This window comes from Vibrio coralliilyticus ATCC BAA-450, assembly GCF_000176135.1.
GTDB lineage: Bacteria > Pseudomonadota > Gammaproteobacteria > Enterobacterales > Vibrionaceae > Vibrio > Vibrio coralliilyticus.
The window spans coordinates 827,057-851,566 of sequence record NZ_ACZN01000018.1 but is presented as its reverse complement, the minus strand read 5'-3'; the positions used below and the strand labels follow the sequence as shown (position 1 = coordinate 851,566).

The 24,510-nt window shown below is 45.6% G+C and carries 23 protein-coding genes and 1 tRNA gene; 13 read left to right on the top strand and 11 right to left on the bottom strand.

Features of this window, described 5'->3' with window-relative positions; all coding sequences use genetic code 11:
* Positions 1–65 precede the first annotated feature (65 nt).
* Together VIC_RS23280 and VIC_RS26925 are read right to left on the bottom strand one after the other, a co-directional pair.
* The gene (locus VIC_RS23280) at positions 66–605 is read right to left on the bottom strand and encodes a disulfide bond formation protein B (protein WP_006962838.1); all 540 of its coding nucleotides are present in this window, start codon (positions 603–605) and stop codon (positions 66–68) included.
* A gap of 10 nt (positions 606–615) precedes the next feature.
* The gene (locus VIC_RS26925; RefSeq protein WP_006962837.1) at positions 616–771 is read right to left on the bottom strand and encodes a DUF5993 family protein; all 156 of its coding nucleotides are present in this window, start codon (positions 769–771) and stop codon (positions 616–618) included.
* Positions 772–1,061: 290 nt separating this feature from the next.
* Here VIC_RS26925 and VIC_RS23270 point away from each other — a divergent pair, with 290 nt between their 5' ends.
* A complete protein-coding gene (locus VIC_RS23270) occupies positions 1,062–2,096 on the top strand; it encodes a potassium channel family protein (RefSeq protein WP_006962836.1) in 1,035 nt (344 codons plus the stop codon).
* Positions 2,097–2,154: 58 nt separating this feature from the next.
* Here the strand turns inward: VIC_RS23270 and VIC_RS23265 are convergent, their stop codons facing one another.
* Positions 2,155–2,724, bottom strand: a complete 570-nt coding sequence (locus tag VIC_RS23265; protein ID WP_006962835.1) for a UPF0149 family protein — start codon at positions 2,722–2,724, stop codon at positions 2,155–2,157.
* A 123-nt stretch (positions 2,725–2,847) separates the two neighbouring features.
* On the opposite strand from VIC_RS23265, the gene VIC_RS23260 reads away from it, so the two are divergent.
* From VIC_RS23260 to VIC_RS23250, 3 genes are all read left to right on the top strand, one after another.
* Positions 2,848–5,277, top strand: coding sequence for a hybrid sensor histidine kinase/response regulator (locus VIC_RS23260; protein ID WP_039952549.1), 2,430 nt, complete (start codon positions 2,848–2,850; stop codon positions 5,275–5,277).
* 224 nt (positions 5,278–5,501) lie between these two features.
* The gene (locus tag VIC_RS23255) at positions 5,502–5,951 is read left to right on the top strand and encodes an L-alanine exporter AlaE (protein WP_006962833.1); all 450 of its coding nucleotides are present in this window, start codon (positions 5,502–5,504) and stop codon (positions 5,949–5,951) included.
* A gap of 146 nt (positions 5,952–6,097) precedes the next feature.
* Positions 6,098–6,185, top strand: a tRNA-Ser gene (locus VIC_RS23250).
* 249 nt (positions 6,186–6,434) lie between these two features.
* Here the strand turns inward: VIC_RS23250 and VIC_RS23245 are convergent.
* The gene (locus VIC_RS23245) at positions 6,435–6,896 is read right to left on the bottom strand and encodes a VOC family protein (protein WP_038510532.1); all 462 of its coding nucleotides are present in this window, start codon (positions 6,894–6,896) and stop codon (positions 6,435–6,437) included.
* A 388-nt stretch (positions 6,897–7,284) separates the two neighbouring features.
* Here VIC_RS23245 and VIC_RS23240 point away from each other — a divergent pair, with 388 nt between their 5' ends.
* Both VIC_RS23240 and VIC_RS23235 read left to right on the top strand, forming a co-directional pair.
* Positions 7,285–8,376, top strand: a complete 1,092-nt coding sequence (locus VIC_RS23240) for an alkene reductase (RefSeq protein WP_006962831.1) — start codon at positions 7,285–7,287, stop codon at positions 8,374–8,376.
* 51 nt (positions 8,377–8,427) lie between these two features.
* Positions 8,428–8,961, top strand: a complete 534-nt coding sequence (locus VIC_RS23235; RefSeq protein ID WP_006962830.1) for a YbhB/YbcL family Raf kinase inhibitor-like protein — start codon at positions 8,428–8,430, stop codon at positions 8,959–8,961.
* Between the two features lie 280 nt (positions 8,962–9,241).
* Here the strand turns inward: VIC_RS23235 and VIC_RS23230 are convergent, their stop codons facing one another.
* The 3 genes from VIC_RS23230 to manA form a co-directional block, all read right to left on the bottom strand.
* Positions 9,242–9,652, bottom strand: a complete 411-nt coding sequence (locus tag VIC_RS23230) for a PPC domain-containing DNA-binding protein (protein ID WP_006962829.1) — start codon at positions 9,650–9,652, stop codon at positions 9,242–9,244.
* A 98-nt stretch (positions 9,653–9,750) separates the two neighbouring features.
* Positions 9,751–10,908: a hypothetical protein gene (locus VIC_RS23225; RefSeq protein WP_006962828.1), complete on the bottom strand. Its 1,158-nt coding sequence runs from the start codon at positions 10,906–10,908 to the stop codon at positions 9,751–9,753.
* 307 nt (positions 10,909–11,215) lie between these two features.
* Positions 11,216–12,400: a mannose-6-phosphate isomerase, class I gene (gene manA / locus VIC_RS23220; RefSeq protein ID WP_006962827.1), complete on the bottom strand. Its 1,185-nt coding sequence runs from the start codon at positions 12,398–12,400 to the stop codon at positions 11,216–11,218.
* Between the two features lie 151 nt (positions 12,401–12,551).
* Here manA and VIC_RS23215 point away from each other — a divergent pair, with 151 nt between their 5' ends.
* Complete coding sequence (locus VIC_RS23215; RefSeq protein WP_236612205.1) at positions 12,552–13,466, top strand: ROK family protein; 915 nt, start codon at positions 12,552–12,554, stop codon at positions 13,464–13,466.
* A gap of 8 nt (positions 13,467–13,474) precedes the next feature.
* Here VIC_RS23215 and VIC_RS23210 read toward each other — a convergent pair whose 3' ends face one another.
* The 4 genes from VIC_RS23210 to VIC_RS23195 form a co-directional block, all read right to left on the bottom strand.
* A complete protein-coding gene (locus VIC_RS23210) occupies positions 13,475–13,780 on the bottom strand; it encodes a DUF1496 domain-containing protein (protein WP_006962825.1) in 306 nt (101 codons plus the stop codon).
* A gap of 97 nt (positions 13,781–13,877) precedes the next feature.
* Complete coding sequence (locus VIC_RS23205) at positions 13,878–14,771, bottom strand: 1-aminocyclopropane-1-carboxylate deaminase/D-cysteine desulfhydrase (RefSeq protein ID WP_006962824.1); 894 nt, start codon at positions 14,769–14,771, stop codon at positions 13,878–13,880.
* A gap of 67 nt (positions 14,772–14,838) precedes the next feature.
* Positions 14,839–16,107, bottom strand: coding sequence for a sensor histidine kinase (locus tag VIC_RS23200; protein ID WP_039952547.1), 1,269 nt, complete (start codon positions 16,105–16,107; stop codon positions 14,839–14,841).
* Positions 16,100–16,774 (bottom strand): response regulator transcription factor, encoded by a 675-nt coding sequence (locus VIC_RS23195; RefSeq protein WP_006962822.1) that lies wholly within the window; start codon positions 16,772–16,774, stop codon positions 16,100–16,102. The genes VIC_RS23200 and VIC_RS23195 overlap by 8 nt, the downstream gene beginning before the upstream one ends.
* 214 nt (positions 16,775–16,988) lie before the next feature.
* Here VIC_RS23195 and VIC_RS23190 point away from each other — a divergent pair, with 214 nt between their 5' ends.
* From VIC_RS23190 to fabV, 6 genes are all read left to right on the top strand, one after another.
* Complete coding sequence (locus VIC_RS23190; protein WP_006962821.1) at positions 16,989–17,990, top strand: glycosyltransferase family 2 protein; 1,002 nt, start codon at positions 16,989–16,991, stop codon at positions 17,988–17,990.
* Complete coding sequence (locus VIC_RS23185) at positions 17,987–19,390, top strand: ArnT family glycosyltransferase (protein ID WP_006962820.1); 1,404 nt, start codon at positions 17,987–17,989, stop codon at positions 19,388–19,390. The genes VIC_RS23190 and VIC_RS23185 overlap by 4 nt, the downstream gene beginning before the upstream one ends.
* Complete coding sequence (locus VIC_RS23180) at positions 19,387–19,797, top strand: GtrA family protein (RefSeq protein ID WP_039952545.1); 411 nt, start codon at positions 19,387–19,389, stop codon at positions 19,795–19,797. Before VIC_RS23185 ends, VIC_RS23180 begins: the two co-directional genes overlap by 4 nt.
* A gap of 336 nt (positions 19,798–20,133) precedes the next feature.
* Positions 20,134–20,760: a TetR family transcriptional repressor PsrA gene (locus tag VIC_RS23170; protein WP_006962818.1), complete on the top strand. Its 627-nt coding sequence runs from the start codon at positions 20,134–20,136 to the stop codon at positions 20,758–20,760.
* A gap of 65 nt (positions 20,761–20,825) precedes the next feature.
* Positions 20,826–23,111, top strand: a complete 2,286-nt coding sequence (locus VIC_RS23165) for an acyl-CoA dehydrogenase (RefSeq protein ID WP_006962817.1) — start codon at positions 20,826–20,828, stop codon at positions 23,109–23,111.
* A gap of 179 nt (positions 23,112–23,290) precedes the next feature.
* A complete protein-coding gene (gene fabV, locus VIC_RS23160; protein WP_006962816.1) occupies positions 23,291–24,493 on the top strand; it encodes an enoyl-ACP reductase FabV in 1,203 nt (400 codons plus the stop codon).
* Positions 24,494–24,510: the final 17 nt, after the last annotated feature.

Sequence of the window (24,510 nt, the reverse complement as noted above, 5' to 3'; positions counted from 1 at the left end):
CGCATACAAATAACTCAAAAGCCAGCTTAACTAAGCTGGCTTTTTTGTCTCTAATTATTCACGGTTTAGTTAAACAACCAGTAGCTCACAGGGTTATCTGGACATTGGTATGGCCCGCACTCAACAAACGTCGATAGCATATTGAGAGCCACTACCGATATCGCAAGCAGACACACCCAGCGACCAATCTTGCTCATTTCGAAAGGTTCCGTATTCCAAGCCTCGTTCCACAGCATGAGCAGTATCGCGACAGCCAAAATAGTCGCTGAGAACAAGACGAACGCCCAAGTGTAGTAATGCATACCAAAGATAGCGCTGCCATATCCAGGAGTACCAGGGATAACGTGCAATGAGACTTGGCGCAGGGCGGTCGCTGCCCCAAACAGTGCCCCTATCAACACGACACCATAATGTCGTTGCTGTGGACCGTATTTTACGTTGAGCAGAAAGCCAAACATCACCATGACAAAACCAATGCGCTGAAGTAGGCAAAGGGGGCATGGCAACTCGTTGAGTGAGAATTGGAGGACAAAACCAATTAGCAAGACTAACGTCATGCCGAAAAGGCCGAGGGTATTAAGAATATTGATTTGATTTCGGTTCATCGTGCTCTCCTTACAGCAAAATAGAAAGAGCGTCGTTGGCATGGTGGTTAAACCAATACAAACCAATCAATATCGATGTGGCGAACAGAGTGTAGCCAAGTGACTTTTTGCCGCAGAATGCGAAAAGCATCGCAGCAAAAAGTACTAAAAAGATGAAAGACATCATGTGAAAACCCTTACTTTCTTATCTTAATTACAGCGAGTTTAATACTCGTCTATCCCCAACATAGACCTAGCCGATTTGAGATTCGATAGATAAACGCAAAACCTAAGATTGCAGAAAGCGAGCGTCGGTGTGTAAGCCGCCCATTTAAACGTTATTACCCTGATTTTTCTGACTATAACCATATAGAAGTGACAAGGGATCAACAGTTTAATACAGGGAATTGGCTCATCGGTCCTAAGTGAGTTAACCTAGTTAGAATATTGATAGTAATCAGTCGAGTAACAGGAAATATGTCAGTTTGGTTTGTTTTCAAAAAGTGGTTGAAATCACGATTATTCCAGCTGAGTAATCGCAATCTGATCATTTTGCTGCTGGCGTATGTGGCTTTGTCTTGGGGAATGTTGGTAGTTAGTGGTGAAACGGCACTGACTGAAGATATCTCCACTTTTGTCTATTACCTCATGGTCACGGCATCGACAGTCGGATATGGCGATTTGTCTCCGACAACAGCAGCAGGAAAATGGGTGGTGATTTTATTCGTCATACCTGGCGGATTAACCTTATTTGCTGCTCTTGTTGGTAGGTTAGCTTCGGCATCAGTAGATTATTGGCGCGCAGGAATATTAGGAAAACGGAGAGTTGGTGTGGAAAATCATATTCTGCTTTTAGGTTGGAACGGTCAGCGTACTATGCATTTAATTCGTATGCTGCAACATGAAGAAGAAGGGAAACGACCTATCGTATTGTGCAGTAGATCTGATATCGAGAATCCTTTACCAGGAGAAATCGGCTTTGTAAAAGTGACTAGCTACACCGATGAGCAGGAGATGGAAAAGGCATCGGTCGCACAGGCCAGTTGCATCGTGGTCGATAACTTGGAAGATGATATTACGCTATCTGCGGCGCTTTACTCAGCCAACGTGAACCCAAAGGCGCACCTATTAGCTTATTTCAAAGATGAAGCGTTGAGCCAATTGCTCAATCAACATTGCCCGAATGCTGAATGTATTCCGGCCGTTGGAGCCGAAATGCTTGCCAAAGCCGCTGTAGACCCGGGATCTAGCGCTCTTCATCAAGAGCTGCTCGCTTCCACTAGAGGAATGACTCAGTACTCAACAACCTACCCAGAAAGCGCTTCTGCAACAGATGTGCAGTCTATCTTTGTTTACATTAAACGTGCTTACCAAGCGACACTCATCGCGATTGATACCGGAAAAGGGATCGAACTCAACCCCGACTTAGAAAAGGTTATCCTTCCAGGAACTAAGTTGTTTTACATCGCAGATGAGAGGATAGATGCTTTTGAGTGGTCATCAATGAAGTGAGCAATGCTGTTTACAAAGAAAAAAGGGCCATTGGGCCCTTTTTAGTTTTGAGTAGTTTTTATTCCGCTTCCACCAACATGGAGCCGCGCATTGCTAGGCCACATAACATAGTTGGGATTGCATTAAATATCTCTTCAAACTGCTCTAAGCCTTCAATACCTTGCTCAGCCAATGTAGCGATTGAAGTCTCTGGGTCGTAAAGCATGCTGAGAGAAAGCAGTACACCGCCAAGAAGGGCGCTGTCTTCGCTGTCTTCAGGCATGATGGTTTCCCAGTCATCTCTGGCTAGCTGCCAGCCTTGCAAAACACCTTCACAGAAATCACGTGCTTCCTGATTAACGATATCCGCTTCATCCAGCGAACATTCGCTTGGCCATACCCACTGGTTTTCTAGTAAAGCAGGGCGGTATTCGTTCCACATTGCAATAATCAATTCAATGTAGGTTTCTAGCTGCTCGCCATCAGAAAAAGGCGCAACTTCTTCTCCACCCCATAGAAAAGGAAGCCATTCTTGAGGCGGCAATACATTGGGTGCAGCAGCCATAGCTGTAACGAATCCTTGAGTTTTTGGCTCGTTGATCAGTCGGTTTTCCAGTTCTGGCTGAGAAAGGATTTCTTGTAGTGTCAAAATGAATACCAAACGGGTTTGATGAAATTGGGCTAATACTAACAGCCAAAACGAGACATAAAAAGGTGGCAGCTTTGTTATCTTCGCTATAATTGGAGTTAAACGGACAAAATTCAAAGGCTTATGGAAATTCGTTCCTCCCTCAAAAGAAAGAGCTTTTTGGCGCTCGCCATGTATATGGCGTTGCTGATTGCGATCATTGGTACTGTGAGCTATTTGGTGGTGGAGCCACCTATTAGGGATCAGTTAGAAAAGAATTTGGACCTGAGAACGCAAATAATAGCCGCTGAGATCAAAGAGCCTTTGAACAGTTCTCTGGGCATACTCCAGAGTGTGGTCAGTATCGGTAATACTCATGAATCGCAGAGCCATCAGGAAGAGATGCTGTTTGAGTTATTTTCGGTAATCGATGGTGTCGCGGTCAGTGGTGGACTTTGGCCAATTCCTTATTCAATCGAGGAAGGCAAAGCTTATAAAAGCTTGTTTTTCAATCGAGCCAGTGATGGACAGATAGATCAAGTATTCTCTTGGGATAACCCAGAGTCTGGCGGCTATGACAAAGAATCTTGGTATACCTCTGTTGTTGGTAAGCCAATGGGCACGGTTTCTTGGTCACAGGTGTATATCGATCCTTTTACCCATGTCCAGATGATCACCGCTTCTTCTCCTTATTACGTCGATGATGTTTTCGCCGGTGTGGCAACGGTAGACATATCGCTCGAAAGCCTAGTTGCCTTTGTGCGTAAGCATGCTGAAGAGTATGAATTAGGCGTGGTGCTAAAAGACTCATATGGTGATGTCATTACTGAGCACAATTTCCAGGTAGTGGAGGGCATTTACATCAGTAGTACCGACTTCGGCGACTTTAAATGGTACATCGATGTTGTGAATGCGAATCGCTTGGTGACAGAGCAAGTCTATGATCTAGTCTCTAAAGTTGAAGCCGGCATCATACCGATTATGCTTGCTTGTGTGATGATGGGGTATTTCCTTATCAATCGCTTCCTTATTTCACCTATCGTGATTATTGCTCAGAAGGTTGATGACTCTATAGAAGGAGGCATCATCGATTTGCGTTACAACAGTCAAGATGAGATTAAACACCTGATCGAGACGTTTAATCAAAAAACCGTATTCCTGGAAGCCGAAAAGCAGAAAGCCCAAGCTTCAACCAAAGCGAAAAGCGCCTTTTTAGCCACATTATCACACGAGATTCGGACGCCAATGAACGGCGTACTGGGCACTGCTCAGATATTGCTTAAAACAGACTTGAGTGAAGAACAGCAGAAGCACATGAAAACGCTCTATGAGTCTGGCGACCATATGATGACACTGCTCAATGAAATTCTCGATTTCTCTAAAATTGAACAAGGCCATTTGGAGCTTGAAAACAATCCGTTCCCGCTAGAGGCCATCATTGGCAGTATTAATAGTGTCTATTTTACGCTGTGCTCTGAAAAAGGGCTGCAGTTCAAGGTTTATTCCGAAGTGCCACCTGATCGCTGGTATATGTCAGACAAGGCACGCCTGCGTCAGATACTATTCAACTTGCTCAACAATGCGGTCAAGTTCACCTCACGCGGATATGTTGAGGTGTATTTCAAGGAGGTAGAAAAGCAGGGGCAAAACTACTTAGAAATCAAAGTCCGAGATACGGGAATAGGAATAGCAAAAGAAGCTCAACAAAAGATATTCAAACCTTTCGAACAAGCGGAGTCTTCTACAACTCGCCGATTTGGTGGTACAGGTTTAGGCTTGGCGATCGTCAAGCAGTTGTGTGACCTCATGAATGGTAGCGTGACATTGACCAGTGAGCTGGGTATAGGTACCAGTTTTGATGCTCTGGTTGCGATGGACCGCTGCGAGCCTCGAAATCAAGACGCCAAAGAGCACCGCAAGTTGAATTACAACGGCCTGAAGGCACTGATTGTTGAAGATAACCGGACCAATGCCATAATCATTAACACCTTCATGAGTAACAAAGGTTTTGAGTGTGAAGTGGTAGAAAATGGCGAGTTGGCTATCCATGCGATAGCAAACAATGAATATGACTTAATTCTAATGGACAACCACATGCCAGTAATGGATGGCGTGGAGGCTACTTCTGCAATCCGCTCACTTCCTAGCTCTAAATCTAAAATCCTTATATTAGGCTGCACAGCTGACGTATTTAAAGAAACCCGAGAGCGTATGCTTGGAGTGGGGGTTGATTACATTGTCTCGAAGCCTATTGATGAAAACGAACTTGACGATGCGCTCTATCGATATTCTGAACGCCTTTATCAATATAAACCCACACTATTAAAGAGTTCGAATGCTGAAGATGAAGAGACAGAGTCATTGTTGCTGACGTTCTATATGGCTCTAGAGAATGGTGACCTAGAAGAAGCACAAGAGCATTTTCAAGCCCTGAAAGCGGCGACAACAGGCATTGAAGATAACCACTTGGAAGAAACCCTGAAAGCGATACAGATGAAGCTTACACTAGGCGAGGTTCCTTCCCAATCAGATTTGGACGTATTAACGGTTCTACTAAAAGACTTCTGTAAGTAAATTACGTAATTTTGATTAATTTGTGAGCAGATTGAGGATTTGTAGCGAATTGTTCTAACCTTTTTACTGAATTTGGTGGTTTATTTACTGCCTTTGCATGAATTTGAAATCTAAAACTGCATAAATCATGAAATAATAGTTTTATGTGCTGGTAATTTAAATTTTATCCAGTTTATATCACTACTTTAATTGTTTTAATTTGGATTTATATACTGAGGTTTTAGATGAAGCCGCGTGGGCCGTTTTGTATTCGTAATGCAGCAGCAGACACTTTTGCTATGGTGGTATTCTGCTTTATTTCTGGGATGATCATAGAAATCTTTATTTCCGGGATGACGTTCGAACAATCTCTGGCTTCACGAACCCTTTCTATTCCCGTGAATATTGCGATTGCTTGGCCATACGGCATGTTCCGAGATTTCATGCTTAGGCAAGGTGAGCGAGTCTCATCCACGAGTATGATGAAGAATATGTCCGACTTGCTTGCTTATGTACTGTTTCAATCGCCAGTGTATGCTGCGATCCTATTTGCAGTTGGCGCATCAAGTGATCAAATCCTAACGGCGGTAACCTCGAATGCAGTGATCTCATGTGGAATGGGTGTCTTGTATGGTTACTTTCTCGATATGTGCCGCAAGTGGTTTAGAGTACCGGGTTACTATCAGCAAGCCTGATTTTGCAGGAAATCTGGTCGAATTAGCCATTAAGTAATCAAACGATCAATGAGTGACGCTTTTTTTCCTCATTAGGCTTGACCTAACCTAATAGAATCATTAAATTAGCGCCTCGTTGGTGAGCAAAACCAACCACAATTTGATTCGGTGAGTTGTCCGAGTGGCTGAAGGAGCACGCCTGGAAAGTGTGTATACGGCAACGTATCGAGAGTTCGAATCTCTCACTCACCGCCACATTTTAAAAAAGACGTCCTAGGACGTCTTTTTTTGTGCCTCAACTTCATAAAACAAGCCGCAGCTCTCGATACTTGTTTGAAGCTTACCTAGCGAACAAATTTAGCGATTAATGCAGAATTCATCCAGATAGTTTACCTTCTGATCTTATCGGCTGATAAAGCGATACAGCAAGAGCAAAACGGGTTTAGCATAAAATTCATCAGCGGCTAGATATCCCCTAAAATCAAAGAGAAAACGCCCACATTGTTAAGTGAGCTCGACCACGGGTAAGAGGGAGCCTACTATTTTGTTGTCGGGTGAAAAAGGGAAAATAATTTCAATCGTGATACCGTTTGGATCGTCGAAAAAGATCTGATGCTCATTGATTTGCGGGATCACGCGTTCACGAAAAGGAATCTTCAGGTGAGCCAAGTGCCGCTGAGTTGATGCAAGGTGGTGGCCTTTGAATGAGATATGGTCTATGGCCCCTGAGCCTGATTGGCCTTCTTTGCCTCCTAAATAATCCACCAGAGCTTTGGGAGTATGCCCTTCAGAGAGAGACACTAGATGTAAAATAGGGTTTCCATCATCGTCATACATCCAAGCACCTGGAAAAGCAAATTGAGGGCGAGGGCCGCGCTGTAGCCCAAGAGACTGTTCAAAGAACTGTATGGTTATATCTAGGTTAGAGGTTCTGATGGTAAAGTGATCGATGGCCTTTATACGCATATGACTACCTTGTGCCTGAAGGGAAAACGTATACTCCACAATACGTGATCGGTGACGGCAAAGAGAAGGGCAGCTAATCTAAAAACACTTTTCATTCGAACCGAATAATCTATACCTACCCTACCGACACACTAGTCATAGGCTTGTCGAACCCTTGTTCGCTGTCACTTTGTTTATGGTGTCATGCTGTCAACTTCTTGCTCTTGAGTGGAGGGGCTCACCCATTCGGTCACTCATACGTCATTGTTTAGCTGAGCCAAATAGTTAATTCAGATTTACACCAATTATCAAACTAACTCTGATCAATATACTGATTCCATGATTACCAGGTCGGCTGGAGTTCGTGAGCAATCATCCCAGTGACCAAGACTTAACTGAGGAACCGATGATGAGCAAACTGTTTGATACAACACAACTAAAGCAACTGGATCTGCAAAACCGTGTTGTGATGGCTCCCATGACCCGAGCGCGCACTAGCCAGCCGGGTAATATACCTAACCCAATGATGGCAACCTATTATCAGCAACGCGCGACCGCGGGCTTAATTATTTCTGAAGCGACACAGATTTCTGACGATTCACAAGGCTATTCTTTCACTCCGGGCGTCTACACCGATGAACAAGTGGCGGGTTGGAAAACCGTGACTCAAGCGGTCAAACAACAAGGCGCAGTGATGTTTTGCCAGCTATGGCATGTGGGTCGAGTATCGCACCCAAGTTTTCAAAACGGCGAGCAACCTATCGCACCATCGGCCCTGAAACCCGTAGATACGCAAGTGTGGATCGCTGACGAGAATGGCAACGGTAATATGGTGGATTGTGTCGAGCCAAGAGCCATGTCTCAGGCGGATATTGACCGAGTGGTGAGCGATTTTGCTTACGCGGCAAAGCGTGCGATTGAAGCGGGTTTCGATGGCATTGAAATCCACGGTGGTAACGGTTACTTGATTGATCAGTTCCTGCGTACAAACTCCAATCACAGAACCGATCAATACGGTGGAACTCAGGCAAACCGCATACGCTTTTTATTGGAGGTGGTCGATGCTGTGAGTGTTGCCATTGGCGCCGATAAAGTCGGAGTACGACTGGCACCTTTCATCACGTTTAAGGATATGAATTGCCCAGAGATTGTCGCGACGATTCTACAGGCGTCTCAGCAACTTCAAGCTCGCGACATTGCCTACTTACACCTGTCGGAGGCCGATTGGGATGATGCGCCAGTGATTCCTGAAAGCTTTAGACAAGAGCTGCGCAACTACTTCACCAACACCATCATTGTCGCCGGCAGTTACACTCAGCAACGTGCGGAGACTGTACTCGAAAAAGGGTATGCAGATTTAGTTGCTTTTGGACGTCCGTATGTTTCTAACCCAGATTTAGTCGCACGCCTAAGGCATCAACAGCCTCTGCAGGATCTGGACGGTGCGACACTGTTTGGTGGTGATGAACGCGGGTATACCGATTACCCCACGTATGGCTAAAGGCACTAGGCTCAACGCCGCAACTTTTAAACAAAATAGGAAAGGACAACAATGAAAAAGATAGCCAAATCCTTACTGGCAGTAGGAATCCTAACGACGAGCTCTGTTCAGGCGTTTGAACTCATGAGCGAAGACATTATTGAAGGCCACCCGATGCAGAAAACCTTTGAGTATCAAGGTTGGGGTTGTGATGGTGACAATATGTCTCCGCAGCTGACGTGGAAGGGTGCGCCTGCTGGGACCAAGAGCTATGCGATTTCTGTATACGATCCCGATGCGCCTACAGGCAGTGGTTTCTGGCATTGGTTGGCGTTTGACATTCCAGCTTCCGTCAAAGCATTACCTCGTGGAGCAGACATTAACAAGTTAGGTGGGACGGAATCACGCATCGACTTTGGCACCACTGGGTATGGCGGTGCATGTCCGCCAGCTGGGGATGGTATGCATCGCTACCAGTTTACAGTTTGGGCGCTGCCTACCGCCAGCTTAGAACTCAATCCACAAACACCCGCGGCAGTGGTTGGGTTTACCTTAAACAGTGTGGCTTTAGGTAAAGCGACATTAACCGCAACGTATACGCGCTAGACAGCACAAAGCTCAGAGCGTATTTTAATTATTGCTTACTCAAAAGGCCGCATACATTACTCATGCCGAATAGTTAAGCCAAAAATGAACGTTTGAACGATCCTACGAAGATATAAAAATCCAAGTGTATTCATGCGCTTGGGTTTTTATGTTCTCAATGTAAGATCTAAACAACGTACATGATTTTTCAGATGAGCCGCATGTTTGTGGCCTGTCAGACTGATGATCATCCTGAGATGATAGATGGGTGTCTTAGAGAAACTGGGGTCACTACCATTCCTCATTTCTTATTTCGACACTCCCCAACTACCAACTCGGTATACCCCGTTGCTTCATCCTGCTCTCTTGAAAAGCTTTGGTTAGGGTACTTGTGAAGGATCAGTTCGGCGGTGGTGTCTATGATGCTGTTTTCGAGAAGGTGTCCACCAATGACTTTCCCTTCGCTATCTGCAACGGAAATGTGGATGTGTTGGTGGTTTGGGGTCAGTGTTCCCATCACGGAAACAATTTCAAAAGGCTGAGTTAGTGTTATAGATTGTTCAGCACCTGCCAAGCGCATGCTAATTTGTTCTAAACACCCTACACAAGATGCAATAGACCCTGCTTGAATATCATATTGTGTCACCAGAGACTGGATTTGCTTTTTTAAGTCTTGGCCTTTGGTGAGTCGAACAGCGATTGGCTGAATCATAGTTGGTTCTCGGTGATAAAAGTGTTGTGTTTAATGCAAAAAGGAGCAAATTGATTGCTCCTTTAAGTCGTTTACAGGTTGAGTCCGAGTTTCATGAGTTAAATTCCGTGAATCCGAAATACTGCGGCTCCAATATAGCTGCTGCCGCCTATTTCTTGCTTAGGCGCAACAAGTAACCTGTGATGATTGAGGCCGATGTTTGTACTACCGCCAATATTGTGGCTATCTGCTTGATAGTACTCGTTGATGTCATACAAGTTACCTTCTGTATCCCAAATCTGTGGGCGATCAAAGTAGTAACCGGACATCACTTGTCGGGCTGAGCCTAGAATCATACCACCTTCTGTAATGGAGTCGATGCTTGTGGCGCCATAAGGTGACTCGGTCAATTGAGTAAAGCTCGATGGGTCATTGAGGTTTATTGTCCATGGACGAGTATATAAGCTGGCATCGACACCAACGATATCGCCGGAGTTATTGATGCTCATAGCCACTGAACCATATGGGTATAAAGCTTGTGGTACGTCGAGTTTATGATGTGTGTTGGCGGTATCCCAATAGCTTGCAAACTCGCCATCAGGGATAAACTCATCGTATGCACCACCTACTGCGATCCCGTTTATGTTACCGGCACTAACACGTTCAAATCCTTGAGATTCTCCGCCTCCTCCCGGCAAAATAGTCAATCCCTCATTGTTTGACCATGTCCATGCTAAAATGCCGCGCGCGCCGTTATGAGTGAAGAAATTGGTAAAGCCAAATACTTCTCCATGAACATTGACGTCGTAAGGGAAATTACTTGGATTCGATCCCAATTGATTTTCTGCAATGAATTTGGCGATTTCCCTATCGACTTCCTGATTGAGTTTTACTATTTCGCCGTCAGCTTTCCAAAATACTGCTTGGCACCCTGAGTGCGTAAAACAAGCTGTACCCACTGCGTCACCATTGTCATTGACTGCGTACAACTCAGATTGTGTCAGGTTAGGTGCAGTCAGCCATTCTACATTGGCTTCTGCTCCTTCTTGCGACCAACGGAAGCCAGCTCTGCTCAGCTCTGGTGCGCCCTCCCAATCCCAGTCGCCATTAGAAAAACCGACAACGTAATTGCCATCACTTATATCACGAGGGTATCCAGGAAGCTCAGCTTCAAGTGTGACTGTGATTTGATTTTGATTGGCTTCAGCGATTGCGGAAGCCGTAGTTACTGCCGAAAATACAACAAGTGGAAGTAAACTTGATCTAAACGGTTTCATACCTATCCCTATTATTCATCATTTAACAAGATCGCATACAACAGTCCATATGAATCAATGCGATATCCATATTGAACAATTTAATGTTGAAAAATTGTTAATGATTAAGAATGAATGATGATGCCATTTTCTTAAGGTATGAATTTTTAATGATATTTATGCTGTTGATAGAAAATTCAATTGATAGATATTTTCAACTATTTATCTATTTTTTGAGTGAGGAGAATTTTATGCGACTAGTTGCTTTTCTTTGGCAATAAAAAAGCCCACTCAATAGTGGGCTCTATGAATTGTCAGAGTACGTAGCCTAGTGAGCTCTTGCAACAGAGCCTTTAGAGCTCACGTTAATCGCTTGAGTAGAGTAAGGAACAAATGCTGACTGGCCTCGGCTTAACACTAGCCTCTCTGTACCTGAATGAAGCGTTACATCGCTATCAATAGCGAAGATTATCTCAGCGCGGTTTAGCTCGAGCTGCTTACTTTCTGGCTGCTTAAGAACAGAAAACTTAAAGTCTTCAACAGGCACTGGGAAGTTGAGCTCACCCTCGTTAGCGACAGGTTGCGTTAAGATTTTACCTTTATCCAGCGCTTCAAATTTGCAGCTGCTCACCAATTCTTCAACGTCCATATATTTTGGCGTCAAACCCGCTCGCAATACGTTATCCGAGTTGGCCATGATCTCTAGACCTGTACCTTTGATGTAGGCGTGAGGGGTTCCCGCATCTAAGAACATCGCTTCGCCTGGTTGAAGCTCAAGCACATTAAGCATTAGAGGGGCGAGGAGACCGACATCGTTAGGGTACTGGGTGTTCAATTCCACAACCAGTGCCGCTAATGAATCTTCGCTGTTATTAGCCCAGCTTAGCAATGCATCTAAGGCATCGGATTTTTTGCCGCCATCCAGTTCTAGCATGGCTTTGAAGAATGCCTGCAGACCTTCTGACGTAAGGTTCTCGCGAAAAGCATCAATATCCTGCTGCAGAGCATGAGCATTGATCTCATCAAACAGCGTAATCATCTCTTCGAAGTCGCGGAAGCCATTCATGGCCATATAAGGCGTTAGAGCGTACACCAGCTCTGGCTTGTGATTAGGGTCTTTGTAGTTACGGTTAGAGGCATTACGCTCAATGCCTGCTTTATCCTCTCTGGCAAACCCTTCTTCCGCTTGTGCTTTGGACGGGTGAACCTGAATGGAGAGTGCTTGCGCGGCGGCAAGTACTTTGAAAAGAAACGGCAGTTCACCGAAACGCTGCTGAGTTTCTGTGCCAATGGTTTGCTCTGGGCTCTGGTTGATAAAATCAGACAGTAGGACGGTCTCATTCTCTAACTGAATTTTTGAACATCCATTCGGGTGAGCACCCATCCAGATTTCAGCCTGAGGCTGTTGCTCAGGGTTTGCAATACCAAATAGCGTGTTAATCGAATCTCGGCTACCCCAAGGGTAGTTTTGAATGACGTTTTCCAGAAGGAAAAATGGAGCAGAGTTAGACATTCTTATACCTTACAAAACAAATGCAGCTAGCAAAAAAGCCCAAACGAATAGGCCTAAACAACCGTAGTTTACAAACTTGCCAATATCATGAGCAAGATAAAAGAGATAAGAGTGTGACTGTGTCATGATGAGGTGAAACTTTCAGGTGTTTATGAAGAGGAAAACTATGCTAGTTGGGCTAGATATTGGTGGTACGAAAATAGAAGGTGTAGGTCTGGATAAGGAGACTTATGCAACCTTAGTCAAACATCGTGAACCGACCAATACAGAAAGCTATCAGGGTTTTCTGGAATCGGTATTAGCTGTGATAAAAGAGGTGGAGAAGCACGGCGAAATCCATTCTATCGGCATCGGATGTTGTGGTTCGGTAGGCAATGATGGTTTGATGCAAGGGGCCAATGTCACCGTGCTCAATGGTCAGGACTTTATCGGCGATTTAAACCGCTACATTGATGTTCCTGTTGCTTTAGCCAACGATGCTGATTGCCTTGCTTTGTCAGAGTTCAAAGATGGGGCTGCGAAAGGTGCACAGCATTCGTGTGTCGCCATCATCATTGGCACGGGCTGCGGCTCAGGTGTGGTCATCAATAACGGCTTAGTGACAGGTTTGAACAAACTGGGTGGAGAGTTAGGGCACAATCCTTTGCCTGGATACGATAAAAACAAAGACGGTCAGCCTATTGAATGTTATTGCGGGTCGTTGAACTGTACAGAGTCATTTGTGTCTGGCACCGGATTTGGTCGCTTGTTCTCTGAAAAATACTATCCAGCAGATTCCAAACAAATCATGGCGTTATGTGCCGAGGGCGATTTAGATGCACAACAGCATTTTGATCTCTATTGTGATCAACTGGCGCGCGTGTGTGCATCCATCGTCAACTTTGTCGATCCAGAAGTGATAGTGCTGGGTGGAGGCATGTCGAATGTTGAAGCGATTTACCCGCTGGTGAATGAAAAGCTGAACTTATACACCTTTAATAAATCAGCAAAAACGCGCATTGTGAAGAATGTCCACGGTGACTCGTCCGGCGTACGAGGCGCAGCGTTTTTGCACTCACTTAGTTAGTTCGCCAATCATTTAATCGAATAGCTTTTAACTTTTGGGTTACTTTCTTTTGGCTCGACTTGAGTTTGGCTGTTGAGAGGCGCCCATTTTAACGCACCATTGGTTTCAAAATCGTTGGCTTCGGTACAAATCATGTAGTGTTCGCCAACTTGGAGTATTGCGCCCAGAGAATAGCCCTGGTCTTGGTAGTAACACACTCGCTTGGCGGCTTCGCTTCCATCGATGGCAATGACGGCTTTACCGGGCGTCGTAATAACGTTTGCCGAAGCGGATACCGATGCCAGCAATAGCAAAGTGTATAGATTGATTCGCATAAACTCTCCTTAGATTAACCCGTAGGATATAGGCGACCAGTTCTGAATCGCGATTAAGTTGCTACCGAGAAAAATGTGTGGTTGTGTTTACTTCTCTTCAATCTCCAAATTTACGCTGATAACGAGGCAACATACTTTCGTTTCCCAGCAAGCCACCTTGATGCACATAAATGATCGTTTTTTCTGGGTTTTCTTCAGACCAAGATTGTAAACATTGCCACATCATTGGGTCATAAAGCAGGTCAAACTCAACATTCGTTTGTTCCAGAAGTTTACGCCAGATTCCATAATCTTGACGATAAAGTTTGCCAAAATGGTGTTTGTTCTCTAGCTCAAGTATCTGAGGGAAATCGGTTTCACCGAGCTGCTTAAATTGCTCTATTAAATAGTCTTTGCCGCCGACACAAGGGCAGGTCAGCACGTCGATTCCATGAAGTTTTAGAAAGCGATGCAAGTACAATGCTGTTGTGCCAGTACCTGATGGTAGTGCGACGACAAACTCTTTACCTGTTTCGAATCTAGTCCAAGACAGTATTTCACGGGCAAGTTGCTCAATGCCCAGTCTGGCATCGGTGGAGCGACCACCTTCTTCGACGACTAGGCAGGTGGAATCTGGTCGACGGACAGCTTTAATGAATTCAGCAGGATGAAGGTTGATCTCATTGACAGGGATGATGCTCGCACCAAGGTCTAGCGCACCTCGATAGTTACCAATCGGCCGTTCCACTAACCATTGGGGAATGTGGTCAACGTAAAACTCCAGAGACCAGCCTTTGATAGCGCACAGGGCCGCTAATGAGTAAAGTGAGTTTGCTTGCGCACTGCCATAGCTAATCAATGTGGTGACGTCTGGATAGTTTCCATCTAACAGCGTCATGAACTTGCGAGCTTTGTTGCCACTAAAGTGGCTATGTAGTTGATCATCCCGTTTGAGGTAAAACGTGGTTCCATCAAATTGGTGCTGAGTTATTGGTGTATCGCAAAGTTTCATCAGATTCGTTGAGAGATAAAATGGACGATTATCTTACCTGATTTCACTTTAAAAGCATGAATATGGATCAAAACAGGATGCGCGCGCTACAGCCTCGTCTAGGGTGATTTTCCAGCTCAAATGACCAGCCATAGCGCTGGCTTAAATCATCGACGATCAGAAGCCCTAGTCCGTGTCCATCTGCGTTGGGCGTTTCACTTAACCCTGGCCCGTCGTCGATAATCACCAACTGCTGCTCTGACAGGTCAATGGTAATCTCTCCCTCCGCGGACGCCGCGACAGCATTACGAATTAAATTGCCCAGAATCATATTCATGACCGCAGGGGTAGCCCTTACGGTAGGCAGCCCTTCAATCGTTAGTCGGATAGCTATGTTTTTCTCGGTCGCTTGAACGGAATTGGCATCGACAATCGATTGAAGCTCTGCTTCTTCGATGCCTCTCAAAGGCGCGTCATCGACATTTCGCTCGTAGCGAACGATGGAGAGCAAGGCATCCACCATAGTTGTCATTTGTGTCGTCGCATCTTCTATCCGACTGATTTGCCGTTCCTGAAATTCGGAGTGCTCTGAACGAGACAGCAATTTGTTGGCACCTTTGACGACGGTAAGCGGTGTGCGCAGCTCATGGCTGGCGTAACGTGCAAAGGCTTGTTCGCGTTTGAGTGCAAGGTTAAGGTCTTGCCGGTATTGGTTGAGTTGTTCGGTTAATGCTTGAAACTCGTCCGCGGCTCCTTCACGAATCGTAAAGGCTTGCGTGGCGCTACCTGAGTGACTTTCCAGCTGTTTAGCGATTTCATTGACGGGTTCAATCAAGCGTGTTGAGAGACGATATAACAAGGTACCAAACAGAAACATCAACACTGAAACAAAGCTGATGACAATCACACCTGAATAGATGAATTCATCCGTCGCGAACTCAACTTGATCGATCAGAGACAGCAGAACGACGACTTTCTTTTCACCTTTATCGGTATAGTAGCCCTTGTAAACCATGTGCCCGTTGGGAGACAACGTGGAGCCAACCTCTCCAAGATAAGTGTCGTAAGTATCCGTATACTTTCGATAAAAGTCAGGCACTAACGATAAGTCGTTATAGGCTCGGGTAAGGGCATCAATCTGAATTTCACCATCTTCACCAGCAATAAAACGCGCGACAGCTTCATCTCTGTCAATTAGAATCCTGCGCTCCCCCACTCGATCTTCTGACCATTGGAGCGATAGAGTAAAGATGAGGAAAATGACGACGCCTATGATGCAGGAAATCGTCGTGAAAAACAGCGCCAATCGACCAGTCAGCGAACGCGTACTAGAGAGAACTCGGTTCACGTTAGACATCCTCTAGACGAAAGCCAATTTTTGGCAATGTGGTTAACATTGGTTGGGCGAAAGGCTTATCGAGTTGGTTACGTAGTTGGTAGATATGACTTCGCAGGACGTCATTATTGGGTTCTTTTTCTTGCCAAAGCTTTTCAGAAATCTCTTGGCGGGTCAGGATCTCAGGCGCCTTGTGACATAGTGCCTCAAGGATGGTGTAGGTAGTAGGATTGAGCGCGAGTAACTTGCCTTCTCGGAATGCTTGACGTGTTTTTTGATCGATTTTCAGGCTGCCAAAACTCAATACGGTGTTGGCGACCTGTCCCCGATAGCGCTTTACCAATGCATGCATACGGGCTTCAAGAATCTCCAAATCAAAAGGTTTGGTTAGGTAATCATCTGCACCATGCTCAAACCCTTTTAGCATGTCTTCACGATTATCCAGTGCGGTGAGCATCAAAACAGGGGTATTGTTACCAGCTTCTCGCAGTTTATTGCATACCGTTAAGCCGTCCATTCGCGGTAGCATCAAGTCCAATAAAATCAGGTCAAAATTCTCGCTGAGTGCAAGTTGCAAACCCAGCTCGCCATTGTCTGCGTAGTCGAGCTCCATCCCCATACTTTCGAAGTAATCAAACAGAATACCGGCTACTTCCCGGTTGTCTTCGACCAATAAAATTTTGTTCATGCAACGGCTCTCTATTTCTATCGCCTTATGACAGCAAAACCTGCGTGGAAAAAACGTGAACAACATCGTTTTCACGTTGCGATTGATAATCTGCCAAAAAGTCGCAGAAGCTGGGCGGGACAGCGAGTTAGGTTTCCATCTCAGCTTCTTTTAGATAATCAATACGTATAGTGAAGCATCTCATGGTACGTATGCAACTATAGTGAGTTTTGCTATGGGGCTAGTCAATTCGGTACCAAACAGACTAAAAGCAGTGACATTATCGGTCATTGTTCCTTACTACAACGAAGCAGAGGTTTTGCCTGAGCTGCACCAGCGGATAACTGAGGTGCTGAGCGCTCTGCCAGATTCCTGCGAAATCATCTATGTGGACGATGGCAGCAGCGACAACAGCTTACAGTTGGTCGAATCCTTTACCGCTGACGGTTGCACGATTCGCAGCATTGGGCTGAGCCGTAATTTTGGCAAAGAAGCAGCAATGAGCGCTGGGCTGGAGCATTCTCGCGGGCTGGCAGTGATACTTATCGATGCTGATCTACAAGACCCGCCCGAGTTGATTCCTCAAATGCTAGCCAAGTGGCGTGAGGGTTATGACGTGGTCAATATGCAGCGCACGGAAAGGCAGGGGGAAACTTGGTTTAAAAGAGCCTCTGCTGCCGCGTTCTATCGTTTGCTCAATACACTCGTCAAATCGGACATTCCAGAAAATGTAGGTGATTTCAGGCTGTTAAGCCGTGAAGTAGTGGATCATATAAACCAACTGCCTGAGCGCAATCGTTACATGAAGGGCATCTTCGTTTGGCCGGGATTTAAACAAGCGACGTTGCCTTTTCAACGTGATGCGCGTTTCTGCGGCGAAACCAAATGGAATTATCTCAAGCTGATCGGGCTGGCGGTGGACGGCATCACTTCTTTTTCTATTAAACCACTACGTTTAGCCACCTTGCTTGGCGTTCTGATTGCAGGAAGTGCGTTTGGGTACGGTGCTTTTATCGTGTTTAAAACCCTACTTTTTGGTGAAACCGTCACAGGTTACCCGTCAATGATGGTGGTCCAACTCGCTCTGGGAGGGATTCAACTGCTGAGTATTGGCGTGCTTGGTGAGTATATCGGCCGCATTTTTATTGAATCCAAAGCGCGACCGCTTTATTTGGTTCAATCCGTCAGTGAGAAACCAGCAACCACTCAATATCAACAATTGGAGAAACGCGCGTGAGTTTTAATCGAGTCCACTTATGGGCGCTGCTAGGTGTTGCATTACTTATTCGCTTGTTGAGTTTGGGGGCTTACCCACTGATGGATACGACAGAGGCGCGCTATGGTGAAATGGCGCGTCTGATGATTGAAACCAATAACTGGATCACACCGCAGTTTGATTATGGAGTGCCTTTCTGGGGAAAGCCGCCCTTATTCACTTGGTTAAGTGCTGGTGGTATCGAATTGTTTGGTATCAATGAGTTTGCGGTGCGTGCTCCCCATTGGTTGGCTGGAGTCATAGTGATCGCTTTGATGGCGTACTTTGCAAATCGACAAGGCTTCAGTGGGCTGATCACGGCGCTGGTTTTAGCCACGTGCGGTATTTTTTCCATTGCGGCAGGCGCGGTGATGACGGATATGGCGCTGACGTTAGGGCTGTCGCTCGCTATGATAGGCTTTTACCTGTGTTGGCAAGGCTCTAAGCCTTGGGGGTATTTCGGTTTTGTTGGCTTGGCGATTGGCTTACTGGCGAAAGGGCCACTGGTTATTGTCTTGATGGGCTTAGCGGTTGTGCCATGGCTGGTGGTTCAGCATGGTTTGCTGGGTGCATTCAAAGTGCTTTGGCAACGCTTTCCAGTATTGGGAGGCAGTCTACTTATGCTGATTATCGCTCTTCCATGGTATTTCGCCGCTGAAGCGGCAACCCCAGGTTTTCTAGATTATTTTATTGTTGGCGAACACTTTAACCGTTTTCTGGTGAGTGGCTGGCAGGGTGATCTCTACGGCACTGCCCACGATGAACCGAGAGGAACCATCTGGTTGTTCTGGCTCTATTCAGCTGCGCCATGGTCGATAGTATTGCCCATCGTTTTTTGGTTGAAACGCAAAAAATTGGGGCGAGACATCATACTAAAAGATGGCATCTTTAGTTTTCTTGTGTGCTGGATGCTCGCTCCTATGCTTTTGTTTACCTTTTCAGGCAACATTCTTCCTGCCTATGTGTTACCGGGTGTTCCTGCGATTGGAATGCTTATGGCGATACTGCTTTCGGATGTGCGAGAGGATAAGAAGTGGTTCAAAGTAACGGCAGGCATCTTGCCTTGTTTGTTAATTGCCGCTGTTATCTACATTCAGCTTGGAGTAGGGGATCGTAAAAGTGACAAGGTCATTTTTCGTAATGCTGATCCTCAGGTAGTAACGTATTACGTAGGGAACCGCCCGTTCTCAGGTCAGTTCTACAGCCATGGTCAGGCCAAGCAGCTCACAGACAGTTCTGTTCTGAATCGATTGGATAAGGTTCAGTTGATTGGTGAGAAGAGTCAGGTGGAGCAACTGGTCAAAGAGAAGAAGATGAGTTGCGCGATTGATTTTGTCGCCGATAGCAAACGTGCATTATATCGATGTGATCGAAACTCATGATGAACAAATTATGGCGTTTTGCCCTAGTCGGGGGCGTTGGCTTTATCGCTGATGCCTCTCTTTTTGCCTTACTGTTTTATGCCATTGGGTTGCCGATATTGGACTCGCGCATTGTGGCTTTTCTCTTTGCGGCAACGGTAACTTGGTTAGGCAATCGTGTTTTTACCTTTGAGAGTCGAAATCCATCTGGGAAATTCTTGCAGTGGGTGAAATTTATGGGGTGTGCCACGTTTTCCGCTGTGCCCAATTTCGGAGTATTCAAACTCACCACTTATTATTGGGGAAGTGAAGGCGTGTTGGCGATGTTCGCGCTGGTCTTGGGTGTGCTTGCTGGAATGTTGAGTAATTTTTTGCTGAGTCATTGGTGGGTATTTCGTACTCAACGTCACTTACAAACTGAGCGGTAGTAGCAAATAAAAAAAGCCCAGAGCAAACTGGCTCTGGGCTGATACAAAACATAGGAGTTAATAAGAAAAAGCAGCGTAAATTAGTAGTGTCAGTCAAGAAAACAAGTTTTACGGCCTGTAAACTTAAGAAGGCTCTGCTAACTACACTTATTCAGACTCTCGTTATTCAATTCAGTTCCATTCACAGTGAAAATTTTTTTAATTTTTTCTTCAGAGGCTTACAACACATAACTTGCAATCTGGTCGGACCAATCTTCAAAAATGTGATGTTAAAAACTTGTTGGTTAATTGTTTCGGTTGTATATTTCAAACAGTTGTTTAATACGAGTGATTGAAATGTCGATGAGAAATACGACCAAAGAGAAAATCCTAGATGTTGCGGAAGCTCTGTTTGCTGAACATGGTTTCAATGACACGTCATTGCGCACGATTACCAGCAAAGCGGGTGTCAACCTAGCTTCTGTGAACTATCACTTTGGCGACAAGAAAACTCTGGTTAGAGCGGTTTTAAACCGTTATCTGGAAGCTTTCATGCCAGCGGTTCAAGATGCGTTGATCAATCTTAATCTTAATGAAAGTTACGAAATGGCGGATGTGTTTGAATCGCTAAGAGGGCCACTGCGTGCACTCAACGATGTCAGACCGAATGGAACCAGCCGTTTTATGCTGTTGATTGGTCGTGGCTATACCGATGTGCAAGGCCACTTACGTTGGTTCATCACCACTCGTTATCAGGATGCGTTATCTCTGTTTACTCAATCAGTGATGAAAGCGAATCCTAAGCTGTCTCAGGAAGAATTATTTTGGCGACTCCATTTTACGCTGGGTACGTGCGTATTCACTATGGCTTCAAGCCAAGCGTTAATGGAAATCGCAGAAAATGCATACGGAAAGCAGATGGACGCGAAATCTGTTGTCGATCAGCTTATTCCATACTTAGCAGCAGGTGTAGCGGCTGAGTAACACAAAAATCGAAACATAAAACAAATATAAATTGGACCACCAACTGTGAACAAAAGGATCTGATTATGTGCTCTCTACGTAGAAAATGGGTCAGTGACCCAGCTTTCAAAATGTTTAAAAAAGTACTGCCACCGCTTTCCAGCACGGAGAAGGAAGCAATGGAAGCGGGTAGCGTTTGGTGGGATGGGGAGCTGTTTTCAGGTCGCCCAGACTTCTCCAAGCTGCACAAGTATCCAACACCAACGTTAACTGCGGAGGAGCAATCCTTCGTTGATAACGAGTTGGAAACCCTGCTTAGCATGCTAGACGATCATAAGATCGTAAAAGAAGACCGTGACCTACCCCCTGAGGTTTGGGAATACCTACGTAAAGAGCGTTTCTTCTCACTCATCATTTCAAAAGAATACGGTGGTCGAGAGTTCTCTGCATTAGCCAACTCAACAATCGTTACACGTATCGCAACGCGCAGTATTAGTGCAGCGGTGTGTGTGATGGTACCTAACTCTTTAGGCCCGGGTGAACTGCTTTCTCACTATGGTACTCAAGAACAAAAAGATTACTGGTTGCCACGTTTAGCCGATGGTACCGACATTCCATGTTTTGCCCTAACGGGCCCTGAAGCCGGTTCTGACGCTGGCGGTATCCCTGATGATGGCATCGTTTGTTATGGCGAACACGAAGGCAAAGAAGTGTTGGGTATCCGCCTTAACTGGAATAAGCGCTACATTACGTTAGCACCAGTAGCAACGGTACTTGGCCTTGCATTCAAGATGTACGATCCTGATGGTTTAATGGGCGATAAGAAAGAGTTAGGCATTACTTGTGCGCTTATCCCAGCGTCCCACAAAGGGGTTGAAATTGGTGAACGTCATGACCCACTAGGTCTTGCGTTTATGAATGGTCCAACGCGCGGGAAAGACGTTTTCATTCCGATGGAATGGCTGATCGGTGGTCAGGATTACGCAGGTAAAGGCTGGCGTATGTTGGTGGAATGTCTTTCTGCGGGTCGTGGTATTTCTCTACCGGCACTAGGTACCGCAGTTGGTCACCTAACGTCACGTACTACGGGCGCTTACGCTTATGTTCGTAAACAGTTTGGTATGTCGATTGGTAAGTTTGAAGGTGTTGCTGAGGCGATGGGCCGAATCGGTGGCCTGACTTACTTGCTTGAAGCGACGCGTACTCTAACGACAACGTCTCTGGATCTTAAAGAGAAGCCAGGCATTGTGACTGCGATTGCCAAATACCATATGACAGAAATGGCGCGTACTATTCTCAATGACTCAATGGATATTCATTCTGGTCGAGCGATTCAGGATGGTCCGATGAACTATCTAGCGTCGCCTTACCTCGGTATTCCGGTAGCAATCACGGTGGAAGGTGCAAACATTCTGACCCGTAACCTGATGATTTTTGGTCAAGGTGCTACTCGCTGTCACCCATACGTATTGAAAGAGATGGAAGCCGCGGCAAATCCTGATGAGAAACAAGGCGCTAAAGAGTTTGATGACTTGCTGTTCAAACACATCGCTCACGCGACCAAGAACACTTTTGGCGCATTTGGTGCAGCCCTTACAGGCTCTCGCTTTATCAAAGCCGATATGAGTGGCCCAACTCAAGGTTACTACAAAGATCTGACACGTATAAGTCGTGCGTTGGCAGTGAGTGCAGATATTGCGATGGCCACCTTGGGTGGTGATCTAAAACGTAAAGAAATGATTTCTGCCCGCCTTGGTGATGTTCTGGCTTACCTTTACATGGGGTCAGCGGCGCTTAAGAAGTACGAAGACGAAGGGCGTCAGCAGCAAGATCTTGATTACGTACATTACGCTGTTCAACACTGTTTGCATAACGCCGCGAAATCACTGCAAGAAGCGTTTACTAACTACCCGCAAAAAGCGGTCGGCCGCCTACTCAAAGTGTTGATCTTCCCATTAGGGAATCACTTTGCTAAGCCAAGCGACAAACTGATAGTGAAATTGGCAGAAAGCTTGATGACACCAGGAGCGCACCGAGACCGTCTGACGCACCTTTGCTATGTTGGCAAAGAAGCAGATGATAGCGTTGGTCTAATGGAGAATGCCTTCCTTGCGATGTATGGTGTGAAGAGCCTTGAACGTAAACTGATGCGTGCTGCTAAAGAAGGTAAAGTTGCTCGTAAAGGCCTACTTAAAGATCGTCTGGCACAAGCGCTAGAAGCCAATGTGTTAACTCAGGACGAAGTCGACCAAATCGTTGCAGCAGATGCGCTGCGCTACAAAGCGATTCAAGTCGATGACTTTAGCCACGACTTTAGCGAAGTGAGAACAGGTAAAGCTCGGGTAAAGCCAAAGTTAGATAGCGTGGCTTAGAGCTAGCTGACCGATATTGAGTAAAGGCACCTTAATGGGTGCCTTTCTTTTTGCTCGAAATCTAAAACTTGTATGAAAGAGCTCCAACCACTTGCATTTTACCGACATTTTTACAGAAATTAGATGCGAACTGGCGTTGAACCTTTTATCCTAGCGAAGTTTTTTAAAGGAAGTTGAATATGATCATCAAACCTAGAATTCGTGGATTTATCTGTACTACAACGCACCCTGTGGGTTGTGAAGCTAACGTAAAAGAACAAATTGCTTACACAAAAGCACAAGGCCCAATCAAAAACGCGCCTAAGCGTGTTCTTGTTGTTGGTGCTTCAAGTGGCTACGGTCTATCTTCTCGTATCGCTGCGGCATTTGGGGGCGGCGCTTCAACTATCGGTGTGTTCTTTGAAAAAGAAGGCACAGAGAAAAAGCCAGGCACAGCAGGTTTCTACAACTCAGTTGCATTCGAAAAGCTTGCACGTGAAGAAGGTCTTTACGCGAAGAGCCTGAATGGCGACGCTTTCTCTAACGAAGCGAAGCAAAAAACAATCGACCTAATCAAAGAAGATCTAGGCCAAATCGATATGGTGGTTTACTCACTGGCTTCTCCAGTACGTAAAATGCCAGAAACAGGTGAAGTGATTCGTTCGTCTCTAAAACCAATTGGTGAGACTTACACTTCAACAGCCGTAGACACCAACAAAGACGTCATCATCGAAGCAAGCGTTGAGCCTGCAACGGAAGAAGAAATCAAAGACACTGTCACAGTAATGGGCGGTGAAGATTGGGAACTTTGGATCAACGCATTGTCTGAAGCTGGCGTTCTAGCTGAAGGTTGTAAGACAGTTGCATACAGCTACATCGGTACTGAGCTGACTTGGCCAATCTACTGGGATGGTGCGCTAGGTAAAGCGAAAATGGATCTAGACCGCGCTGCGACGGCTCTTAACGAGAAGCTTTCAGCAACAGGCGGAACAGCAAACGTAGCGGTATTGAAGTCCGTCGTGACTCAAGCAAGTTCAGCAATTCCTGTTATGCCACTGTACATCGCAATGGTATTTAAGAAAATGCGTGAAGAAGGCGTACACGAAGGCTGTATGGAGCAAATCTTCCGCATGTTCAGCCAGCGTCTATACAAAGAAGATGGCTCTGCGCCTGAAGTCGACGACAAGAACCGCCTACGTCTGGATGACTGGGAACTACGTGACGATATTCAACAGCATTGTCGTGACCTGTGGCCACAAATCACGTCTGAGAATCTAAAAGAGCTAACTGACTACGTTGAGTATAAAGAAGAGTTCTTGAAGCTATTTGGTTTTGGTGCGGAAGGCGTCGATTATGACGCTGATGTTAACCCAGACTACAAAGCAGACTTTATTGCTATCTAATTGATTGCACTGCGTTA

Bases quoted from the DNA above. Each gene is read 5' to 3' on its own strand.
- VIC_RS23280 (WP_006962838.1), bottom strand. From the start codon at position 605: ATGAACCGAAATCAAATCAATATTCTTAATACCCTCGGCCTTTTCGGC.
- VIC_RS26925 (WP_006962837.1), bottom strand. From the start codon at position 771: ATGATGTCTTTCATCTTTTTAGTACTTTTTGCTGCGATGCTTTTCGCA.
- VIC_RS23270 (WP_006962836.1), top strand. From the start codon at position 1,062: ATGTCAGTTTGGTTTGTTTTCAAAAAGTGGTTGAAATCACGATTATTC.
- VIC_RS23260 (WP_039952549.1), top strand. From the start codon at position 2,848: ATGGAAATTCGTTCCTCCCTCAAAAGAAAGAGCTTTTTGGCGCTCGCC.
- VIC_RS23255 (WP_006962833.1), top strand. From the start codon at position 5,502: ATGAAGCCGCGTGGGCCGTTTTGTATTCGTAATGCAGCAGCAGACACT.
- VIC_RS23245 (WP_038510532.1), bottom strand. From the start codon at position 6,896: ATGCGTATAAAGGCCATCGATCACTTTACCATCAGAACCTCTAACCTA.
- VIC_RS23240 (WP_006962831.1), top strand. From the start codon at position 7,285: ATGAGCAAACTGTTTGATACAACACAACTAAAGCAACTGGATCTGCAA.
- VIC_RS23235 (WP_006962830.1), top strand. From the start codon at position 8,428: ATGAAAAAGATAGCCAAATCCTTACTGGCAGTAGGAATCCTAACGACG.
- VIC_RS23230 (WP_006962829.1), bottom strand. From the start codon at position 9,652: ATGATTCAGCCAATCGCTGTTCGACTCACCAAAGGCCAAGACTTAAAA.
- VIC_RS23225 (WP_006962828.1), bottom strand. From the start codon at position 10,908: ATGAAACCGTTTAGATCAAGTTTACTTCCACTTGTTGTATTTTCGGCA.
- manA (WP_006962827.1), bottom strand. From the start codon at position 12,400: ATGTCTAACTCTGCTCCATTTTTCCTTCTGGAAAACGTCATTCAAAAC.
- VIC_RS23215 (WP_236612205.1), top strand. From the start codon at position 12,552: ATGAAGAGGAAAACTATGCTAGTTGGGCTAGATATTGGTGGTACGAAA.
- VIC_RS23210 (WP_006962825.1), bottom strand. From the start codon at position 13,780: ATGCGAATCAATCTATACACTTTGCTATTGCTGGCATCGGTATCCGCT.
- VIC_RS23205 (WP_006962824.1), bottom strand. From the start codon at position 14,771: ATGAAACTTTGCGATACACCAATAACTCAGCACCAATTTGATGGAACC.
- VIC_RS23200 (WP_039952547.1), bottom strand. From the start codon at position 16,107: ATGTCTAACGTGAACCGAGTTCTCTCTAGTACGCGTTCGCTGACTGGT.
- VIC_RS23195 (WP_006962822.1), bottom strand. From the start codon at position 16,774: ATGAACAAAATTTTATTGGTCGAAGACAACCGGGAAGTAGCCGGTATT.
- VIC_RS23190 (WP_006962821.1), top strand. From the start codon at position 16,989: ATGGGGCTAGTCAATTCGGTACCAAACAGACTAAAAGCAGTGACATTA.
- VIC_RS23180 (WP_039952545.1), top strand. From the start codon at position 19,387: ATGATGAACAAATTATGGCGTTTTGCCCTAGTCGGGGGCGTTGGCTTT.
- VIC_RS23170 (WP_006962818.1), top strand. From the start codon at position 20,134: ATGTCGATGAGAAATACGACCAAAGAGAAAATCCTAGATGTTGCGGAA.
- VIC_RS23165 (WP_006962817.1), top strand. From the start codon at position 20,826: ATGTGCTCTCTACGTAGAAAATGGGTCAGTGACCCAGCTTTCAAAATG.
- fabV (WP_006962816.1), top strand. From the start codon at position 23,291: ATGATCATCAAACCTAGAATTCGTGGATTTATCTGTACTACAACGCAC.